Consider the following 20,216-nt stretch of genomic DNA (forward strand, 5'->3'; position numbering starts at 1 on the left):
CAGTTCTTTGATTAGGTGCGTCGTATTTGGTTTAGCAGCGTCATCTGTTGGTTCATCAACTGCATCTGCTGTTGGATCACCGTTTGGGCAACGCTGGTCGTGTGAGTTGGTAAAGGTTGTTGCGGAACCGTTGTGGCGGCCTGTTGGGCGACCGGCGGTTCGGCAGCCACTTCCACCGCCGGTTGCGGCGCCGGTTGTGGCTGTGGTTCGGGAGCCGATGTCGCTGGCTTTTCGGTCGACGCAGCAGGGTTCTGCTCGCGATCGGTTTTGCCACGCTGCAAGTCGGTTTCGAACGAATACCGTTGGCGTTCAAAGCGATACATAGGCAAGTGTAATCGCGACCTTAATTCGCCCGCGTAGACTTTTGTCCAATCGAGCGTTACGCCTTGTTGCCACAACCGTCCAATCGTTGTAACCGTAAACCTTGCGTCGGTTGCCGCCTGACTGACATGAGGCAACGACGAAAGCACATGTTGGCGGTTGGTGTCCAGCGGTTGCTGCCGCGCCAAGGTGCTCAAGGCTTGGTTGGGGCCAACTTCCAAGAGGACCAAGTCGCCCGAATGCTGTGCGATCAATGCGGCCAAGGCGTCGGAGAAGCGAACCGGTTCGCGAATCTGACGCGCCCAATAGACCGGATCGGTCGCGGTGGCGGCATCCATCGGCAGCGCTGTCACCGATGAAACGATCGGGATCGTCGGCGGATGCAACTCGATTTTTCGGACTTCCTGTTCGAACGGTTCGATCGCCGCGTCCATCATGCGGGAATGGAATGCGTGGGAGGTTCGCAGCGTGCGGCAGGCGATGCCTTCGCCGTGTCGGCCCGCTTCGATCTCGGCGGCGAAAGCCGTGACGGCTTCGCTTGGACCGGAGATGACACAGAACGCGGGGCCGTTGATCGCCGCAATCTCGAGCGATTCTGGCAGCAACGGCTGCAAACGCTCTTCTGACAATTGGACCGCCATCATCGAACCCGCTGGCAGCGACTGCATCAACCGGCCGCGAAGGGCTACCAATCGAGCGGCATCTTCCATCGACATCACGCCGGCCAAGGCGGCGGCAGCGAATTCGCCAACGCTGTGCCCGATCAGCGTCGTCGGCTGGACGCCTAACGATTGCCACCATTTCCCCAACGCCCAAGAGATCATGAAGAGCGCCGGTTGGGCGATTTCAGTTTGATCCAAGCGATCGGTCGGCGGGGCGTCAGCGGCGGGAAAGACGAGAGTGCGAAGGTCGAGATCCAGATGCGGCGTCAAGCATTCTGCACAGGCATCGAGATGTTCAGCGAAGACCGGTTCGGTTTCGTAGAGCGCGCGGGCCATGTCGATGTGCTGCGATCCCTGGCCGGGGAACAGGAACGCAATCGGTGTCGCGGTGGCGCGATTGTCGACGGTCGGCGCCTGCTTGGGGCTGCGCGAGCGGAGCAATTCCACCGCTTCGGGCAGATCGCTGGCAACGACGACACGTTTGTGGCGGAACGTCTTGCGGCCAACTTGCAGCGTGTGGCTGACGTCGGCCAGATTCAGGTCGTTGTTGTCGGCAAGGTGTTGCGCCAAGTCGTCGCTCATTTGATCGAGCGCTGCCAGCGAGCGAGCCGATAGTCGGATCAGATGACAGGGACGCGGCGACGCCAGCGATTCGGAAGCGGGAGCTTCTTCGATCACCAAGTGGGCATTGGTTCCACCGACACCAAAGGCGCTGACGCCGGCGCGGCGCGGCCCCGTCGGCGATTCCCAATCAGTCAGTTTGTCGTTGATGATGAAGGGGCTGTTGGCGAAATCGATCTTGGGGTTGGGCGATTTGAAATGCAGCATCGGCGGGATCTGGCGATGCCGCAGGGACAGACTGGTTTTGATCACGCTGCTGACGCCCGCCGCGACATCCAGGTGCCCGACGTTGGTTTTCAGCGATCCGATCCGACAGAACTGCTTCTTGTCGGTCGTCTCGCGAAACGCTTCGGTGAGCGCGTTGACTTCGATCGGATCGCCGACCAGAGTGCCGGTGCCGTGAGCTTCGACGTAGCTGATCGTATCGGCGGTGATCCCCGCGCGGCGATGGGCCAGTTTGATCGCAGTCGATTGTCCGGAGACGCTCGGTGCGGTGTAGCCCATTTTGTCGCCGCCGTCGTTGTTTACTCCCCAGCCGCGGATCACGGCATAGATGTCGTCGCGATCGGCGATCGCATCGCTCAACCGTTTCAGCACGACGGCGCCAACTCCGTCGCCAAAGATCGTCCCACAGGCGTCGGCGTCGAAGGTGCGGCACGATCCATCGGGTGAAAGGATCGAGTCTTCGGTGTGCAGATATCCCTGCTGCTGCGGAAACGTGACGGTCACTCCGCCGCTGATCGCCATGTCACACGAACGGGCCATCAAGTTTTCGCAAGCTTGCGAGATCGCCACCAGCGAAGTCGAACAAGCTGACTGAACGGCGACGCTTGGTCCACGTAGATTCAACTGGTAGGCGACTCGCGTGGCGAGATAGTCTTTGTCGTTGGAGATCTCCGCGGTCAAGCTGCCGCCGGGATACGAATCGGCCAGCGACTCGCGGAACTCCGCATCGGCAGCCAGCCGTGTGAAGATGTAGGTGTTCATGTGGCAGCCGGCAAAGACACCGACGCGGCCGGGAGCTGCATCGGGGACGTAGCCGGCGTTTTCCATCGCGTGCCAGGCCATCTCCAAGAACAAGCGATGCTGCGGATCCATGTCGACAGCTTGCTTGGGATAGATGCCGAAGAACTGGGCGTCGAAGAAGTCAGCGTCTTTGACGACCGCGGCTCGCGGAACGTAATTCGGATGCGACGGCAGGCTGCTGTTCGGGTTGTGCCCCTCCGGAACGTCGGTTACGCCGCTGAGTCCCGCCGCCAGATTTTTCCAGAACGTTGGGGCATCGTCGGCGCCAGGAAACCGCCCGGCGAGACCGATGATGGCGACGCTGTCGGTTGTGGTGTCAGCGGATGTTGGTTCCGTGGCGTTGTTCATGGGTGGTTGTGGATCCTTACGCAATCGTGGGGGCGAATCGACCGCCACTAAACCGGTTCGCGGAGCGTGCGGATTAAGAGTGGTCGGCTGCGTTCTAGAATCCTCTGCTCGATCTGCGATGTGTTCACTTGGGGACTCCGGCGATGGTAATCCTGGAAAAACAGAAGGGATCGCCACGCTTTTTCGGAATAAGCGGGTGATTCCGGTTTTGTTGGTACTCCATTGAGGGGGTGGTTCGCTGGCGGCCTGGGCTCTTCAGCCGTGAACTAGGTGATGCGTTGGGGCACCATGGTGGGTAGATGTTGAGAAATCGCAACCTCATCTGTTGCGTGGGCGCATCGGCCAATTTCTTTGCCAAACGCTGGTGCTTTTTCGTAAGTCGTGACAGGATCGGTGTTTAAGCATCTTGATCCGCTCTGTTCCCGTCGTCTGGCATCCAGCGTGCTTTTGTCACCCTGCGTCCCACACACGATCCAACGCACCGGGAGAGAGGAAAACACCATGGCGAAGAAAAGCACCCGCAGCCGAAACGACAATTTGGAATTCATCGACGAGAGCGATGAGTTCACCAGCCGCGTCGAATCGGACGACTTGAGCGAAGAGAACGAAGATCGCGACGACAGCGGCGATCTGGTTGCGGAAGTCGAAACCGATACGATCGACGATCCGGTGCGAATGTACCTGATGCAAATGGGGCAGATCCCGTTGCTGACTCGCGATGAAGAAGTCGAGGCGGCGATCAACATCGAATCGACTCGCGAACGCTATCGCCACTGGATGTTGGCTACCGATTTTGTTCTGCAGGGTGCTTGCAAGTTGTTGGAACAGGTTCGCGACGGCCAATTGCGACTCGACCGAACGATCGAAGTCAGCGTGACCAACGCGGTTGGCAAGCGAAACATCTTGCGTCGCATCGGCCCGAACGTGCAAACGATCCGCCATCTGTTGTCGCTCAATCGAGCCGACTTCTATACCGCGATCAGTCTCCGCAACAGCGAAGAGGTCCGTCGGGCGGCTTGGAAGAAACTGGTTCAACGCCGCAACAAGATCGTGCGTTTGGTCGAAGAGATGGATCTTCGCACCAACCGTCTGCAACCGGTGTTCGACAAATTGGCGGAGATCAATTCGCGGATGCAAGAGATTCAAGCTCAATTGTTGCAGCCTTCGGTGGAAGACACCCCCGGCGTTCGATCGCACGCTGAACTTCGCAAGGAACTGCATTATTTGATGCGGATGACGTTCGAGAGCTCGGCGACGCTAAATCGTCGCGTGGAGCGAACCGAAATGCACCGCGGAACCTACGATGCAGCAAAGCGAGTGTTGTCGGCGGGCAACTTGCGTCTGGTGGTTTCGATCGCCAAGAAGTATCGCAACCGTGGACTCAGCTTCTTGGACCTGATCCAAGAGGGGAACACCGGTTTGATGCGAGCTGTCGACAAGTTTGAACACGCTCGTGGATACAAGTTCAGCACGTATGCGACGTGGTGGATCCGCCAAGCGATCACACGAGCGATCGCGGATCAGAGCCGTACGATCCGCGTGCCGGTTCATATGATCGACACGATGAACAAAGTCCGTCAGATCACTCGCGATCTGGTGCAGGAATTCGGTCGCGAACCGATGGCCGAAGAGATCGCCGATCGAGCAGGATTGTCGTTGGACGATGCTCGCGTGATCTTGAAGATGAGCCGTCAGCCGCTCTCGTTGGATCAACCGTTGGGCGATCACGAGGACAGTGCGTTTGGTGAGTTCTTGGAAGATTATCGCGACGATGATCCGTTGCACGAAACCAATCGCGAAGCGTTGAAGGAACAGATCGAACAAGCGATGGAGACGTTGAACTATCGCGAACGCGAAATCTTGCGTCTGCGATACGGTTTGGCCGACGGTTACACTTACACCTTGGAAGAGGTCGGCAAGATCTTCCAAGTCACTCGCGAACGCGTGCGTCAGATCGAAAGCAAAGCGGTTCGCAAGCTGCAACAACCGTATCGCTCCAGTTCGCTAATCAGCTTTGTCGATGGCATCGATCCGATCCTGGTCGAGCAATCGGCGTCGAAGTAAGGAGTGGAGTAACAACGAGAATCGGTAAGGTGGGTTCAACCTGACACGTCCTCTCGCCAACTCTCCTTTCCCGGATCGTGGCCACGTCTGCTTGTGGGACAACATCGCAGACGTGGCCGCTTTCTTTTTCTACTGTCTTGGATTGCCAGGTTCCATCCATCACAATGGTCTTCACGTCGTTCGCGCCGAGGTTGTTGAGTTGCGACTCGGAAGCTTCTGCAAACGCGGGCGACGCATCGACCGCCCTTAAATTTCCTCAACACAAGAGTATTTCCATCATGCGAAAACTGTTCACCTCCGCCTTCCTCTTGATGCTTGCCGCCTGCAGCGTTGCTCCTTCGACCGCCACCGCTGATGACGGTTGGGTATCGTTGTTCGATGGCAAGTCGCTGGTCGGTTGGACCCAGAAAAATGGGACGGCAACCTATGCTGTCGAAGATGGCACGATCGTCGGCCGAACCGCTGTCGGCAGCCCCAATTCGTTTTTGTGCACCGACAAAGACTACGGCAACTTTGAACTCGAGTTCGAAGTGAAGGTCGACAAGGGGTTGAACTCCGGAGTGCAAATTCGTTCCCAAACGAAGGAACAAGCGGACAATAAAAAGGGTTTCGGTCGGGTCAACGGACCGCAAGTTGAAATCGAAAGCGGACCGGCCGAAGCAGGTTACGTCTATGGTGAAGCAACCGGCCGCGGTTGGTTGACTCCAGCGGAACGACTGAAGCCACACGACCACTTCGACAACGATGGTTGGAACAAATACCGAATCGTCGCTAACGGACCACGGATCCAAACTTGGATCAACGGCGAGATGATCGAAGACCTTACCGACGAACCGATCTTTGAAACGCATTCCAACGGTTTCATCGGTCTGCAAGTTCACGGGATTGGCAAAGACAAAGGTCCCTACCAAGTTGCATGGCGGAATATCCGCATCAAAGAACTCGCGGGCAAATAGTCGCGCCGCGTTGCGATCGCTCGATAGGCCGCTGTCTTTGACGGCGGCATTTTTTTTGCGCCGTCTCCGCGCGGGCCGGTCGACTCACACGCTGCTCGACGCGACGGGGCGTTCGCTTGGCTTGGACGCATACGATCGGGTGTATTGCGTCGCGTAGCCATATTCATACGGTTTGACGTATTCACCGTAGCCAAAGTGTTTGTCGGCTCGTTCGCCACCGTTGACGATAACGCCCGCAACTTTGACTTTGTTGGAAGCGAGCAGTTCGCGCGATCGCTCGACCGGTCGACGACCATTTTTTTGGACTCGGACGACTAAGAGAACGGAGTCGACGAGAGAGGCGATGATTAATGGGTCGGCAACGGCCAACAGCGGTGGTGAGTCGATGAACACAAAGTCGTACTCTTGTCGGGCTTCGGCGATCAACCGTTCCAATGCAAACGACTCGAGCAGTTCCGCCGGTTCGCTGGCGTGGTGCCCGTGCGAGATGAAGTCGAGTCGTTCGATCTCCGATGGGACTGCAACTTCGTCGAGCCCCGCGTCTCCCATCAAATATTCGGCGAGACCATTTGCGTTTTGGGTACCAAGCAACTTGTAGAGCGTGGGGCGGCGAAGGTCGGCGTCGATCAACAACACGCGTTTGCCCGCCTTGGCGATTGCCGCGGCGAGATTGACTGTCATCGTCGACTTGCCATCGCCGGGCATCGGGCTGGTGACTTGAATTACGTTGTCGTTGGTTTGCCCGGCATGGACAAACAGACTGGTCCGCGCCATCGTCAAGACTTCCGATTCGACGCTATGGGGTGCGAAGACCGTGCGGCACAGCGGGCTGATCGCAGATTGTTTGGCTGCCTTCTTCTCTTTGCGGGTCACCACGAAACGTGGAACATGTGCGATCACGGAGGCATTGAGCGAATGCTGTAGGTCGGAGGGATCGCGAAAAGTCTGGTCGGCATGTTCGGCCCAGAAGGCAAGCAGGCCGCCAACCAACAGCCCCGCCAAGCCACCATTTAGCAATATCTTCGCCAGCACAGGCCAGACCAAGCTGCCAAGTCCCGGTGGGGAAAGTAGGTCGATCGTGTAGCCCGCATAGTCGGATGTGAGTTCCAGTTCCTGCAGCCGCTCCATGACAACGTCGTATCGCTGTTGAGCACGCGTCATCTTGGCCTTTAACGCGGTCCCTTCGAGATATTCCGATTCGACTTCCTTGGCGGCAACGCGAACCGCTTTGGCTTCCTCGGTCAGTTGAGCCAGTTGTTTCGTGAGTTCTTTGACATCGTTTTTCAGTAAAGTCGAAAATGCGTCGAGGATTTCGGTGGGGGATAAATTGGACGCGACCAGTTCTTCGATACCCTCAGGAGCTTTTTCACGGATGTATTGGCGGACCGAAGCGAGTTCGTCGCGGACGCGTTGAACGAGCGGATGGTCGTCGCCATAGTCGGCGGTTAATGCTTGTTCGCGGAGCATCAAGCCGAGAACTTTGGTGTGTTCCAGATTGAGCGCCGCCGTTCGCTGTGGATCATCGCGCAACGCCCCCGATCCGCTGGGATCTCCGCTGGCGACATCCATGAAAAATCGCAAACGCTCGGTATCGCGTGGGTTCAACAACGCCAAGCGTTCGATATCGGTGCGCTGGTGTTCGACGTCTTCGGCTTGGATTTCGGCGATCGTTTCGAGTTTCGACTTTGCATACGTCAGCTGCGAACGCACGTTGGCCAGCTCTTGTTCGATCGACTGAAGTCGATTGTGGGACACACTTTGCAATTGGTCGCCGTCGAACATGCCGACCGAAGTCGAAAGGAAGTTGGTGTAAGCTTGGGTCGCCTGTTGTAGCTCTTGCTCATTGGTCAATTGAGCCTGATTGATCAACGTCGCCGCTTCTTGACCCACATTTTGTGTCCGTGATTCGACGTGATGGCAGTAACGCTCGTAGATCACCTCGAGAACGTGCTGAGCATCTTCGGGGTCGGCACTTTGGAAAGAGACTTGCAACACGCTCGCCCCTTCAGCGTCCCCCGATCCGCCTCGGCTGATATTCAGATCTTGTTTCAGCAAGCCGAGAGCCGAGATGCCTTCGCGACGGGCGGCGACAAATGAATCGAGGTCCGAAAGGTTGCCCGATTCGATGGCGTCGTTGAGGATCATTGGGCTTTCGAGCAACGCGATATGGGTCGCCAGCAAATCGGCTTGGACGACGTTGGCGTCGAAGCTGCGGCCGTCGGGACCCGAGCTGGTCATCAGTTCGGTGGCGCGTTGGGAAACCAAGATCTCCATGCTCGATTCGAACACATCTTTGGCGTTCTGATGATAGGCAAACGCGATCCCAAGTCCGACGACCAAACCAAACATCAGCAATGGCCAGCGGCGACGCAAGATCCGCGTCATGTCGCCGGGTTGCGAATCGGTAATGCCTTCGGCGGGAAGTGTCATTTCATTCATAGGGTGATTCGTCTGCATAGAGCGATCGTTTCGATAGTTGTGGCGCGCCGTGTGTCCATTGATCCGGCAGTGGTACGATGCCGTCGTGTGTGGAGGGGGGCATTGCGTTGCGGTTCGTTTGTTATGTTAACCTTGGTGTGTGCGTTGGCAAGCGTTAAAAGCTGTCTGCGGCGGGAATAATCGATTGATTGTTAGAAGTCCGAGTGAGTTCAATGCAAGTTGAAGTCTAGACGCGGTGAGTTGAAGGTCACATCAATCTGCCGGTCCGGACAAAGCTCTCGATGAGAAGTCTGGTCGGCCATTCAACGGCAGTATGTTCTATCGCGGTGGTTTTCCATCGCCGGACGTCGAACGGGTGCGCTGGACTTGGATCTTTGCGATCAGTGAATCGATTTGTTGACCGTTGCCGCCGAGAGCTTTGGCAACGTACGCTTGTTTTTGTGCTGAGCGAGTGTCGCCTAGATGCAGCAACAAGGAGGCTAAGCGGAGTCGGTAGTCGATGTTTTTAGGAGCGGCTTGAGTTGCGTTTTCCCAGTGTTCGGCTGCCTGTTGTGGTTGAGAATCGAGCTGAGCCAGTTGGGCGTAACTGGCGTGGCGTTCGGCTGGCGAGAGATCTGGATCCGATTCGATTACCTGCAGGCAGCGGTTTCGGCACAGCGTTGTCAGTTCGGCAAGCGATTCATCACGCATCGTCTGGCCCGTGATCGCAAGCAACAATTGCGGGGTGGCGGGTAGCAACCGGTTGGCAATCGTCGGTAGATCCCATTGCTGTAATGCGAGTTGCATGATCGTATCGCGCCGCGGCGAAGCGATCGCTAGATAACGTCGCCACGCCTCGATCGCTGGGGCTTGTTCGCCCGCCATATAGTTCAGCAGGCCGGCCAAATAGAGTTGTTCGGGATTGCTGGGAGCCAGTCGCGTCAGACGTGCGGCGTGGGGCTGCCAGGCTTCGCCGATCCAAGGAGCCAACGTGGCGCGACTTAAATGCACCTGTGGGATCAATGGATTGGCGACGTTGGCTCGCTGAAGCGATTCCGACGCGGAACGCAGCATGCGGAGCTCGGCTTCCGATGGAGCCAAGCGATCGCGGAGCAAAGCTTGCTGTTGCGGAGCGGATGCAATCAGCGTCTCGAACCATCCCAGCGGGGACTGGATGATCCATTGCTGATGCGTTGGGATGACGCCCGAAGACAGATCGCGATTTGCCGCTTCGCGGGCGAGGTTGTGAAGTCGTAGTTCAGCGGATTGCCACCAAGCGTAATGCTCCCACGCCACCGCATGATCGGGCATTTCGGCGGTCAGTTGTTGCAACTGCCGACTGTTTTTGAGGCATTCGGATCTTGTTGGTATGACCGTTTCACCGGGAGGCGTTGTGGCAACCAATATCCGGTCGGCGTGGAGTTCGCGGCCGAGAATATATTGGCTGTGCAGCAGCGGAATGGTCAGTAGCAAAAGCCAGGCGAGAGGGCTTGTCGCTGCGGGGCTGGCCAACAGGGAGGTTTTGTTGGGGGCCACCGCAGCGACGTCGAACCGACTCATGGAACGACGCGGTTCACAACCGCAAACGGCGCCTAGAAGGAGGCCTGCCGCCATCATGTTCGCGGGATACGTGATCACAAAATCGACAGCCCCCTGCCCCGCAACTGCGATCAAAGTAATGCAGCCCGCCGCGCCGATGCCGATCTTGCTGGGATCCTTGCTTTGCGTGAAAGTCTTCCAGGAACGACGCCCCAACAGAACGATTCCCGCCGCGACGATCGCGATTCCAATCACGCCACTTTCGGTAATCACCTCGAGATATTGGTTGTGGGCATTTTCATACCACGAACGCGTATCGCGATGCTTGAAGGGAAGGTGAGCAAAGCCATAGGTGCCGATTCCCGATCCGGTAGGCAGATAGTGCCAGGCCGCATCCAACCCCGCCCAGAAGTGCGAAAACCGATCGTCGGCAGTGATGTGTCCCACCGCGAGATCGGATGAACGGTCTTCGATCCGTTGGTTCTGAGCGACCCAGAACGTAGCTGCGGTGATCAGGAGCAAAGTGCAAACCGAGAGTGCCGCGATCGCTCGCCAGCCAACCGATCGCAAGCCGGTGGCGGCAATAAATAGGAGTCCGATCGAGCCGCAGATCCACGCGCCCCGGGATAAGGAGAGGAGGACGGCAAGGCAAATCAACAGCGACAAGGCGATCGAACCGACGACGGGCAGGTCGGTCCAGTAGCCGCTGCGATTATAGGATGATGAGCTGCTAGATGATTTGGAGCTACCAAAATTCCAGAGCTGTTTTTCGGCGAGGTTCCAGATCAAGATGCCGATCGCCGCAGCCAAGCCGATCAGCAGGTAAGCCGCTCCAGCGTTGCGATAGTGAAACGTCGAAAACGCATCGTTGAAGATCTCCTGTTCAATCCCCGGGACCACCTGCGACGATCCCGTGGCGCGTTGCATGACCGACCAGATTGCAATCGCTCCCGCATTGGCGGCGATCCCAGTCAGCAGAATCAATCGCCCCTGCTTGGTCACAAACAAAGTGCTGCCAAGAACCAGCGATGCGATCCCCAGTCCGGTCACGCTCCAATGGAGTCGGCTGGCCGCTGGAACAATGCTGATCGTTCGCTTGCGCTGCGAAGAATCTTCGCTGGCCAAGGCAGTTGAAACATCGCTAGGTTCGGGAGTGGGCGAGAACTCCGTCCGCGTTTCCGCTGCACCGGGGGAGACCGCATCGGCGATCGCCACCGGCAGCGGAAACGTTTGGATCCAGCCCCACAGCAGCCAGAGAAAGCAGAGACCGCACAATCCGGCGCGTGGCCGTGGGATCGTTTCACGCGATTCGGCGACGGTCAATCCAAACCCCGCTGCGATACTCAGTCCAACGGCAAGCTGCCACTGGACTGGCAATTCCGCACCGCCGTATCGCCAAGCCGAATAGCCCAGCAACCCCAAGATCGCGACTTGGCAGATCGGGCTGCCAATCTCTGCCCAAGACTTGCTGCGGTTGCCGTTGCTTGTTCGGCTTGCCAAGCTTGAACGATTGGATCGCGACATTGAACGGTTGTGTGGGAGAGTAAAAGAGGGAACAGATCGAAGTGACGTTTGAAGTGCAGCCATCGCTGCGCGACTAACAAGTCAATACGCGGTTAACAAGTGCAACGACCGCGGCAAGCAGTGCCGCCGATCGCGCACTTTTGAGAGAACGATGTCTCGTGTTGGCGTGACGAGCATCTACTAGTAGCCGTAGCTGCCGTATCCGTAGCCATACCCATAGCGTTTGGAAATGACATTGCCGTTGGGTTTGCCACGATTTTTGGAGCCCGAGTCGCCGCTGCCGATCGCGGCCAGGCCTGCCAAGCCGGCTAGGCCGGCGAGCCCACCGCCACCAAACCCGCCACCGCCTCCGCCGCCGCCACAACATCCGCTGCCGCCGATCGGTGCGCCACCCAAGGTCGGTTGGCAACATCCGTCGACAAACTCTTCCTCGATGAGGATCTCTTCTTCGCTGATGATGATCTCTTCACCGGCACAAGGTAGTTGCCCGCGGATGGCGTTGGAATCGACGATCAATTGCTCGTATTGCACTTGATGCGGTTCGGGAACAACCAGACTAGTTAGGCTGGTTTGCAATTCATCGAGCCGCGACAGGAGGTCATCGCACGGCTGATCGTCGTTTTCGATGTCGGTCTGCAGCTGCAGAATCGCAGCGGCAAGCCCTTCTAAATCAGCTGGCTCATTCGGCTCAAGCTGGTCTTCCATAAGAACGGCTGGTTCCCCGTCGGGGAGCGGTGGGGCGTCGTCTTGGTGCAGCTGGGATCCAACCACTCCAAAAGCTTGATGCGTGGAAAAGGCAATCACTAACAGCCCCGTGCATAACTTTCTGCGTTTCATCTGACTCAATCCTCACTGATACGGTCGAAGGTGAAGAAACTGGATGCATAGAAAACGCAAGTGTATGGTCTGCGCAGATGACGATCAATAGGCAAGCTTGGTATTTGTTCTAGTATTCCTAGCTTGCCGTGGCAAAGCCAAACCGGGCGATGATTGGAAGGCTGGGGATCTTTTGCGTTCTAGGGGCTGCATGGCGATCGTTCCGGAAATCCTTGCAGGCAAAGAAAACGTAGGCAAATGGACTCTTTGTATCGAAGATAGTCCCTAAGCCGAAGCTGTTCCGTGTTTTGGGTGGAAGCCTATTCCGCACGGGTGGTGTCCGCGGAGGACTCGGCGCCCCGATCGCACTGAAATTTTTTGCGATCTCGACGGTTCCCGTTTGTTGCGGGACCGACGCACGATCTCGCGCTATCGGCGATACGACGGAGTTCTCAAGGAGGAAGCAATGAATGGTATAGATGACAGTGGTTGGGATCACCCGGCCGATCACCGCCCGAGGATTCGCACTGGCTCCCGGATCATGTGGTGCCACTGGTTTGTTGTCGGTGTGCTTCTGCTGACGAGTTCGCTGAGCGGTTGTGCAAGTTTTCAGGGAGTGTTTTCTTCCTGCGATTGTTCGATCAACGAGAGCTTGCATCTGACCCGGGCGCGGATGATGGCTCGGCGGGTATGGAGCAAAGAGTACGCCAGTTGCTACTCACAACATTGCAACACGCTCGCGGTTCGACGCGGATTTATCGACGGTTTCGTCGATGTCGCTTCGGGGAAAGATGGATGTCCACCCGTCTTTCCACCACGCAACACAAATTGCTTGACCGGGGCCTTTCGCTCCCCTGACTCAGCTTGCCGCGATCAAGCTTGGTTCGAAGGCTATCCGCAAGGCGCTGCAGCGGCCGAGCAACAGGGATGTCATCTGTGGTGGCGAGCGAGCGTTCCGGCGCATCTGATGGCCCAGTACCATCATGTCGATCATCTGGCTTCGACAGCTGCATGTTGTGGCGCGACCGAGATGGCAGCCGAGCCTGGGCAGAGCGAAGCGACAGCGGTCCTGCCGGCTGAGCTTGTTCCCGAGCCGCAGTCGCAGCCCGCTTCCAAGCGTCGGGCCCACAACAGCGTGCTTGAATCATATTCGATCGAAGCGGCTTCGCACGAAACGGTAAGCGAGGTGATGCCGATGCTGGTCCGAGAAGTCCAGCCGCCAAAGCATCCAACCGTCTCCACGCCATCGGTCCAGCAAGCCACATCCCGAAAAGCTTCTTCGACAACTTTTCGTGCGGCGCAGCCGCCGGTCTCGCGTCAGAACGCTGACCGTGTGGCGGTTTATCCCGTTGTTGTTGCGGTGCCTCCGGCGATGTCTGCCGCTTCTGCAATGCCTGCTGCTTCCGCAGCGCCCACGACGGCGCAACGAACCTCGATTCAATACCATCGCAACGACGGTGCGCAGGATTCCGAGGGGATGATTCTGACACGTACGCTGGAGGAATCGCCGTTGTCGCAAGTCATCCGTACGTCGGCCCGCTGGAGCGAGGCCGCGAACACATCGAAATAAGCCCCCAAATTTGGTTGTGGCGTCGTATGGAAACGACCCGCCAACTGTTCACCCACACACCGCGCAATGGATTGTAGTCATATGTGTGTCCTAACAAAAAATCGAAGTTCGATTGTCCTATCTCGTTGGAACTGGCTTGCCGCCACGAGCCTGCTGGTTCTGTCGGCAACCGGTTGTACCTCGATCATGTCGCCCATTTCGGGAACTCCCGTTGGGCATTTGCCCCCCGAGATGCGAGGGCAAAGTCGTAACAATTTAGTCCCTGTGCCGCTCTCGATTCTGCGGCAACAAGCGCCTCCGCACTATCTGTTGGACGAAGGCGATATCCTGGGGATCTACATCGAAGGAATCATGCCGCCCAAAGCGGGCGCGGATCAAACCGAAGCCGCTCCGCCGGTCCACTTTCCCGAAGCTGGCAGCGATCTGCCGCCGGCGGTTGGATATCCGATTCCGATTCGCGACGACGGCACGTTGCCGTTGCCACTGGTCGATCCGATCCAGGTGCGTGGTATGACGTTGACGGAGGTCGAGGCGGCGATCCGCAAGGCGTATGTCGTCGACCGGAACATCTTAAAAGAGGGACGCGATCGGATCTTGGTCTCGCTGATGCGTGAACGCACCTACCGCGTGATCGTGATTCGCGAAGACGAAGACGATTCGTTGGCGCTGCCCGGCGGTGGCCGTGGTGGTAGCGGCAGCCAAGGCAGCATCGTCGGTGGTGCTTCGCGCTCGGGATCGGGCTACACCTTGGACCTGCCCGCCTACAAGAACGACGTGATGCATGCTCTGGCGCAAACCGGCGGTCTGCCGGGACTGAACGCCAAAAACGAAGTCAAGATTCTCAAGGCGAACCGCGTCGGACAGCTCGACGCCAATGGGATGCCGATGATGGTGATGCCCGGGATGATGGGAGCCGATGGGATGGTTGCTGGCGACTGCTACGGCGGCTGCATGCCTCACGATCCTTGTTATTCCGGTTTTAACCCGAACGAAGACTACGACCCCACGGCGATTCGCATCCCGTTGCGAGTCGCCCCGGGCCAGATGCCTCATCTGCAACCGGCCGACATCATCCTCGAAGAGGGCGACATCGTCGTCGTCGAAGCTCGCGATACCGAAGTCTTCTACACCGGCGGGCTGCTGCCCGGAGGCCAGTTCCCAATTCCTCGCGACTACGATTTGGACGTCGTGGGTGCGATGGCGATCGCCGGCCAAGGGCTTGGTAGTTCGGGACCGTCGCAAGGAGGCGGAGGCTTTTTGGGCGGCGGATTTGCAGGTGCCTCGCCGACCCAGTTGTACGTGATGCGAACAACTCCCTACGGCGACCAGTTCAACATCTCGGTCGACCTGAACAAGGCGCTTAACGACAAGTCGGAACGGCTGATGATCCAGCCGGGCGATACGCTGATCCTGCGATATAAACCATGCGAGGAACTGGTCAACTTCAGCCTCGTGACCTTCTTCACCTATGGTATTCGCGAACTGTTCAGCAACTAGGTCGCTAGTTGTTGAGGAAGCCAAAGCCGTCGGCAGCAGCTTCCCACAGAAGACGAAAGCGGCCGTGAGTCGCTCGCCTCGAGCATCTATTCAATCTGCCGTCTGGCGATCGCTTGGGTTCCCCACCCCAACCACTGTCCAAGGGGAAACTACAAGCGGTCGTCAGGCGGGCGGGATCATCGTGCGGCGGTGCCAGCCGAACGAACTTTGGTTAGCGAAGTTTGAATGACCGAGATTTCTAAGCTCGGATTCGTTGCCGATAGACAGATTAGATGTAGAACATCGCACCGTCGGCTTGCGAACAATCGTTGGCCAGATCTTCTAGACGGATCGATGCGAGGACGTCGCGAAACGCCTTGCTCGCCGCACGCCAAGTGGCGCCGAGAACTTGAGCTTCCGCGGTCGTGTCGGCGTTTTCCGGTGTTTGTTCCGCCTCGCCACATCCGATCGCATCGCAGATGTCCAACAGCGAGATCGCTGTCGCATCGACCGACAATCGATAGCCACCTTGGCTGCCACGCGTGCTTGTCACGTAGCCGGCGACCTTCAATTGTTGCAAGATTTGCACCAAGAAGGGCTGCGGGATGCTGTGCCGCGCGGTGATCTCACGCAACGCCACAGGGCGATCTTCGTCGTGACGAAGCGCTAATTCCAGCATCGCCAGACAGGCGTAGTGCGCCTTGGCGGACATCGAGAAACTCACAACGTCACCTCAGTCGCTGCTGTGCAAACCACATTCGGTTTTGGCCGAACCGCTCCAGCGACCCGCTCGTTCGTCTTCGCCCAGGGCGATCGAACGCGTGCAAGGCCAGCAACCGACACTTGGGTACCCTTGGTCGTGCAGCGGGTTGTAAGGGATGTCGTTCTTGGAGATGAAGCCCCAGACATCCTTCTTCGTCCAGTTCGCTAGCGGGCTGATTTTGACGAGCTGGAATTTCTTGTCCCAACCGACGATCGGATGCTCCGCCCGGTCGGGAGACTGGTCGCGGCGAATCGCGCTCGACCAAGCGTGCATTCCGCGAGCCGCTTGGTGCAAGACCTTGATCTTGCGATCGAAGCAGCAGCGATTGGTATCGGTCTTGTAGACCGGCCCGCCGTTGGCAGCTTCGTATTCCTCGACCGTCTGGTCCGGATATTTGTATTCGATTGTGATTCCGTACCGCTCGCGAACCTGTTCCCGCAGCGCCAGCGTCTCTTTGAACTGGTACCCGGTCTCCAAATTGAAGATCGGTGTCTGGGGAGCGATTTCGGAAAACATGTGGATCAGGCACATCCCCTCGGGGCCAAAGGCAGTCGCCATCGTGAACCGCGGCGCGTAATGCTCGACCGCCCAGGCAAGGATCTCCTGCGGCGTCGCTGTCTCCAGCCGTTGGCTGTGCGCGGCCAATTCCCCGAACAGATCATCCCCGGGGATCAAAGGCGGATCGGCCGCCAACGCCCCCTGTGGCTCTGCGGGAGCGGACGCGGGGGACTCGTCGGGACGAAGCACCTTCAATGTGGGGCGCTCCGAAGGTTCCGCTAGCTTGTGTTCTGACATGAGTATTTGACGGTATGCGTGGACTTAAACGGCGTTTGCCTCGCCTGGTTTCTCAATAGTATATACTTTATCAAGATAGTCAAGTATTGCTTGGATCGGTGCATTTTCCTCGCGGGTTGAAACTTTGTCGGAATTCGGCCGGAGTTTCTTGACGCTTGCAAAGGGGCGTCGATCTGCCGTTGGCTCTTAAACTACTGCGGCCCCGCTGGCAGTCGCCATCGCGTGGCGAGAGCGATTCGCAGCGGCCAGTGCGGAGAAAGAAGAGCCGCCAAAGAATGCCGCACAATCGGCAGAATCGTTAAAGTCGGCGAGCCACAACCGACGATAGATACGGCTGATGCTGGAATTTGGCTCTTGGCATCGAGGGCCGAATTCGGGTAGACCTCCCCGACGGCAAGACATGGATCAAAGGAAGCTTGATGGATAAGAATACGCTTAAGTTGTTTGCACCTCGACGAGAATCGCTCCCATCGGCGCCAGCCGTCACAGTCTCGGTAGGCGATTTGGTCCCGTTGCTGGTCGACGCTTGGGAGACCGATCGCAACTGGCTTCGCGATTTCTGCAAGGACGAGGTCTCGGTATCCGAAGACCTATACGAAGTCCTGCTGGCGTATCATCAGATCCGTCGCTGCGAAGCCGCCTGATCGGGCTTCGCTGGCGGGCACGACCTTCGGGAAGGCCCCGCGAGTTTTATTGATTGGCTTGAATCGCGTGGGCCTGAGCCATCGCGTCTTCGGCCATCTGGATGTACTTCTGATCTTGGGTCCCGGCCCATGCGCGTTGGCAAGTCACGCTTTTCGCGGTGTAATTGAACGCTTCGTTGGGTTCCAGTTCGCACGCGCGGTCGGCGTGAGCGATCGCTTGCACGTGGTCGCCGGTTCGCGTCAAAACGCGCGACAGCGCCAGGTGAGCTAGCACAAAGCCTTCGTCTTCGGCCAGGATCTCGTTGAGTCCCGCGACCGCTTCGACATCTTGGCCGGCGTCCATCAGTTTTTCGACTTCGTTGTAGCGTGCGTGCAGATCTGCCATCTCTATAGATTCCGGGTCGTGATCGAGGTTCAATGGAAAGGCCGCGCGGCCGTTGCCGCTGGCGAAACCTTCCGCTGTGGCCGCCGTGGAGCCGACATCTGGTGGGCTCAGCGCTTTGCGGCGGTTGTCTGAATCCTAGCCGAATTTCCGGCGGTGGAAAGCCTGGGAGCGGGATTCCTTATACTGTAAGATGCCCTGGACCACCCTCGGTGTCCCACGACGATTTGCCCGAATTCTGTGAGCATCCATGAACGATTCGACCGCGCCGCTGTTGGCTGTAGAGAATTTGAAGGTTCATTTTCCCTTTCGCCGCGGCACGTTATTCGCCCCCGAACATGGATTGATCCGCGCCGTCGATGGTGTCTCTTTCGAGATTCGCGAAGGGGAAACGTTGGGCTTGGTCGGTGAATCGGGCTGCGGGAAATCGACGACCGCCCGCGCTATCGCTCGGCTGAATGAACCGACTTCCGGATCGATCAAGATCGAGGGACACGAAATCTGTGGGCTCAGCGAATCGGCGATGATGCCTTTTCGGCGGACCGTGCAGATGGTCTTTCAAGATCCCTTCGCCTCGCTGAATCCACGCATGACCGTCGGTGCGATTATCAGCGAACCGCTGCAGATTCACGGCGTGCTGAGCAACGCCGATCGCCGCTTGGAAGTTCTGCGTCTGATGGATTTGGTGGGACTCAATCCCCGCTTCCTAAATCGCTACCCGCACGAATTCTCCGGCGGTCAACGCCAGCGGATCGGTATCGCTCGAGCCTTGGCGGTCCGCCCCAAGTTGATCTTGTGCGATGAACCGGTCAGCGCTTTGGACGTTTCGATCCAAGCCCAAGTCATCAATCTGATGATGGATCTGCAGCAAAAGCTGGGGCTCGCCTATCTCTTCATCGCGCACGATCTGGGGATCGTCCGACATATCGCGACCCGCGTCGGTGTGATGTATCTGGGACGGATCGTCGAATCGGCCAACGCCGATGAACTCTACAACGATCCAACCCATCCCTACACGCGGGCTCTGTTGTCCGCCGTTCCGGTTCCCGATCCGAAAGTCGAAGCCCAGCGAGAGCGAATCGTTTTGACCGGCGAAGTCCCTTCGCCCGACAAATCGTACCCTGGATGTCCGTTTGTCGATCGATGTCCCGATGCTCAGTCGGAATGTCGCGAGATCGTGCCGCGGTTGCCGGCGAGTTCTCACGCGACAGCCTGCATCGTGCACGATGCCCAGTGCCGAACCGCGTCGCAGCCCGCTGCGGCAACTTGATCGCTACGGGCTGCCGGATCAGGATTCGCCGCCGATCAACGAATCACGTTGGCGTCGGCGTCTAGAATGATCGAATTGGAAACATCGTTCCCCAGCGTCTTGAAGTCGTGGACTTTCCACAGCACTTCCTGGCCGCGATTGATTTCGATCAGCTGAGGATTCTCCGGTCCGGCGTGGCAGTTGCCAAATACGATGTTGCCGTTGGGATGGTATTCGAGCGTTGTCACCCACGCCAACGTGATCCCTGGTAGATCGTGCTGCTGCAGTTTCCAGACGATCTCTTTTTCGGGCGTCACTTCCAAGATGCTGTGCCCGTTGCCGGTGCCAATCAGCGTGTTGCCGTTGGGCAGTCGCAAAGCGCTGAAGACCGAATTGCCAAACGCTTCGGGACCGTGCCCGCCGCGTGCCTTGCGACCAAACATCGGCACATCGTATTGCCAGACGATCTTGCCATCGCGATCGTATTCGCAGACCTTGCCGTCTCCTTCCTGAGCGACCAGATAGTTTCCGTTCTCCAAACGACGAACCAGTCGCGTGTCGCGATGGGGATGCGGATGCGTGCGTTGCAGCGTGATCGAATGTTGTAGTGTCCCGTCGCGATCAACTTCCAACAACTTCCCTTCGCCGCTCAACGCGATCATGATCCGATCGCCGGGAATCGCCCGCACGCTGTGCACTTCAACTCGGTCGACGGTCGCGAACTTCTTCGCATCCAGCGACCAAACGATCTCGCTGCTGCGGGGATCGATCTCGATGATCTCGGTGTTCTGATGCGTCAAGATGTTGCCGTTGTCGAGCAACTGCAAATCGTGAGGCGATCCGCTGAGCATCATCTGCCACTGCGGCTTCCCCTCGGCATCGATGATCACCAACTTGTTCTGTTGATTGGCGAGGAAGCGATGTTGAGCGATCGCGGAGAGATTCGTGAGGATCAGAAAGGCAAACGCCAGTGGAAAAGCAAGTCGCATGTTGATGGAATCCATGTGTTGAGTTGAGGGATGCGGCGCTATAGATCGTCGCC

At 57.9% G+C, this 20,216-nt stretch carries 14 protein-coding genes; 6 read left to right on the top strand and 8 right to left on the bottom strand.

Annotation, left to right across the window (positions count from 1 at the left end; all coding sequences use genetic code 11):
• Positions 1-11 precede the first annotated feature (11 nt).
• Positions 12-2,978 (bottom strand): type I polyketide synthase, encoded by a 2,967-nt coding sequence (locus CA51_RS03815; RefSeq protein WP_145117939.1) that lies wholly within the window; start codon positions 2,976-2,978, stop codon positions 12-14.
• Between the two features lie 501 nt (positions 2,979-3,479).
• Here CA51_RS03815 and CA51_RS03820 point away from each other — a divergent pair.
• Positions 3,480-5,042, top strand: a complete 1,563-nt coding sequence (locus CA51_RS03820) for a sigma-70 family RNA polymerase sigma factor (RefSeq protein WP_145117942.1) — start codon at positions 3,480-3,482, stop codon at positions 5,040-5,042.
• A 278-nt stretch (positions 5,043-5,320) separates the two neighbouring features.
• On the top strand, positions 5,321-5,998 hold the full coding sequence (locus tag CA51_RS03825) for a 3-keto-disaccharide hydrolase (RefSeq protein ID WP_145117944.1): 678 nt from the start codon (positions 5,321-5,323) through the stop codon (positions 5,996-5,998).
• Positions 5,999-6,082: 84 nt separating this feature from the next.
• Here CA51_RS03825 and CA51_RS03830 read toward each other — a convergent pair whose 3' ends face one another.
• The 3 genes from CA51_RS03830 to CA51_RS03840 all read right to left on the bottom strand — a co-directional run bounded on the left by CA51_RS03830 (position 6,083) and on the right by CA51_RS03840 (position 12,316).
• Complete coding sequence (locus CA51_RS03830; protein ID WP_197451578.1) at positions 6,083-8,437, bottom strand: exopolysaccharide transport family protein; 2,355 nt, start codon at positions 8,435-8,437, stop codon at positions 6,083-6,085.
• Positions 8,438-8,755: 318 nt separating this feature from the next.
• Positions 8,756-11,455, bottom strand: coding sequence for an O-antigen ligase family protein (locus CA51_RS03835; RefSeq protein ID WP_197451579.1), 2,700 nt, complete (start codon positions 11,453-11,455; stop codon positions 8,756-8,758).
• Between the two features lie 204 nt (positions 11,456-11,659).
• On the bottom strand, positions 11,660-12,316 hold the full coding sequence (locus CA51_RS03840) for a hypothetical protein (protein ID WP_145117951.1): 657 nt from the start codon (positions 12,314-12,316) through the stop codon (positions 11,660-11,662).
• A gap of 445 nt (positions 12,317-12,761) precedes the next feature.
• Between CA51_RS03840 and CA51_RS03845 the strand changes: the two genes are divergently transcribed.
• Positions 12,762-13,865 (top strand): hypothetical protein, encoded by a 1,104-nt coding sequence (locus CA51_RS03845; protein WP_145117953.1) that lies wholly within the window; start codon positions 12,762-12,764, stop codon positions 13,863-13,865.
• 264 nt (positions 13,866-14,129) lie between these two features.
• Positions 14,130-15,362 carry a polysaccharide biosynthesis/export family protein gene (locus CA51_RS03850; protein WP_231745986.1) on the top strand — a complete coding sequence of 411 codons (1,233 nt, stop codon included), beginning with the start codon at positions 14,130-14,132 and terminating at the stop codon, positions 15,360-15,362.
• 268 nt (positions 15,363-15,630) lie between these two features.
• Here the strand turns inward: CA51_RS03850 and CA51_RS03855 are convergent, their stop codons facing one another.
• Together CA51_RS03855 and CA51_RS03860 are read right to left on the bottom strand one after the other, a co-directional pair.
• A complete protein-coding gene (locus tag CA51_RS03855; RefSeq protein ID WP_145124008.1) occupies positions 15,631-16,053 on the bottom strand; it encodes an RrF2 family transcriptional regulator in 423 nt (140 codons plus the stop codon).
• Positions 16,054-16,074: 21 nt separating this feature from the next.
• The gene (locus CA51_RS03860) at positions 16,075-16,899 is read right to left on the bottom strand and encodes a phosphoadenylyl-sulfate reductase (protein WP_145117957.1); all 825 of its coding nucleotides are present in this window, start codon (positions 16,897-16,899) and stop codon (positions 16,075-16,077) included.
• Positions 16,900-17,318: 419 nt separating this feature from the next.
• Between CA51_RS03860 and CA51_RS03865 the strand changes: the two genes are divergently transcribed.
• Positions 17,319-17,543, top strand: coding sequence for a hypothetical protein (locus tag CA51_RS03865; protein ID WP_145117959.1), 225 nt, complete (start codon positions 17,319-17,321; stop codon positions 17,541-17,543).
• Positions 17,544-17,589: 46 nt separating this feature from the next.
• Here the strand turns inward: CA51_RS03865 and CA51_RS03870 are convergent, their stop codons facing one another.
• A complete protein-coding gene (locus CA51_RS03870) occupies positions 17,590-17,928 on the bottom strand; it encodes a scaffolding protein (protein ID WP_145282448.1) in 339 nt (112 codons plus the stop codon).
• A 247-nt stretch (positions 17,929-18,175) separates the two neighbouring features.
• Here CA51_RS03870 and CA51_RS03875 point away from each other — a divergent pair, with 247 nt between their 5' ends.
• The gene (locus CA51_RS03875; protein WP_145117961.1) at positions 18,176-19,195 is read left to right on the top strand and encodes an ABC transporter ATP-binding protein; all 1,020 of its coding nucleotides are present in this window, start codon (positions 18,176-18,178) and stop codon (positions 19,193-19,195) included.
• Positions 19,196-19,230: 35 nt separating this feature from the next.
• Here the strand turns inward: CA51_RS03875 and CA51_RS03880 are convergent, their stop codons facing one another.
• The gene (locus CA51_RS03880; protein WP_197451580.1) at positions 19,231-20,163 is read right to left on the bottom strand and encodes an outer membrane protein assembly factor BamB family protein; all 933 of its coding nucleotides are present in this window, start codon (positions 20,161-20,163) and stop codon (positions 19,231-19,233) included.
• Between the last annotated feature and the right edge of the window lie 53 nt (positions 20,164-20,216).

The organism is Rosistilla oblonga (assembly GCF_007751715.1).
Taxonomy (GTDB): domain Bacteria; phylum Planctomycetota; class Planctomycetia; order Pirellulales; family Pirellulaceae; genus Rosistilla; species Rosistilla oblonga.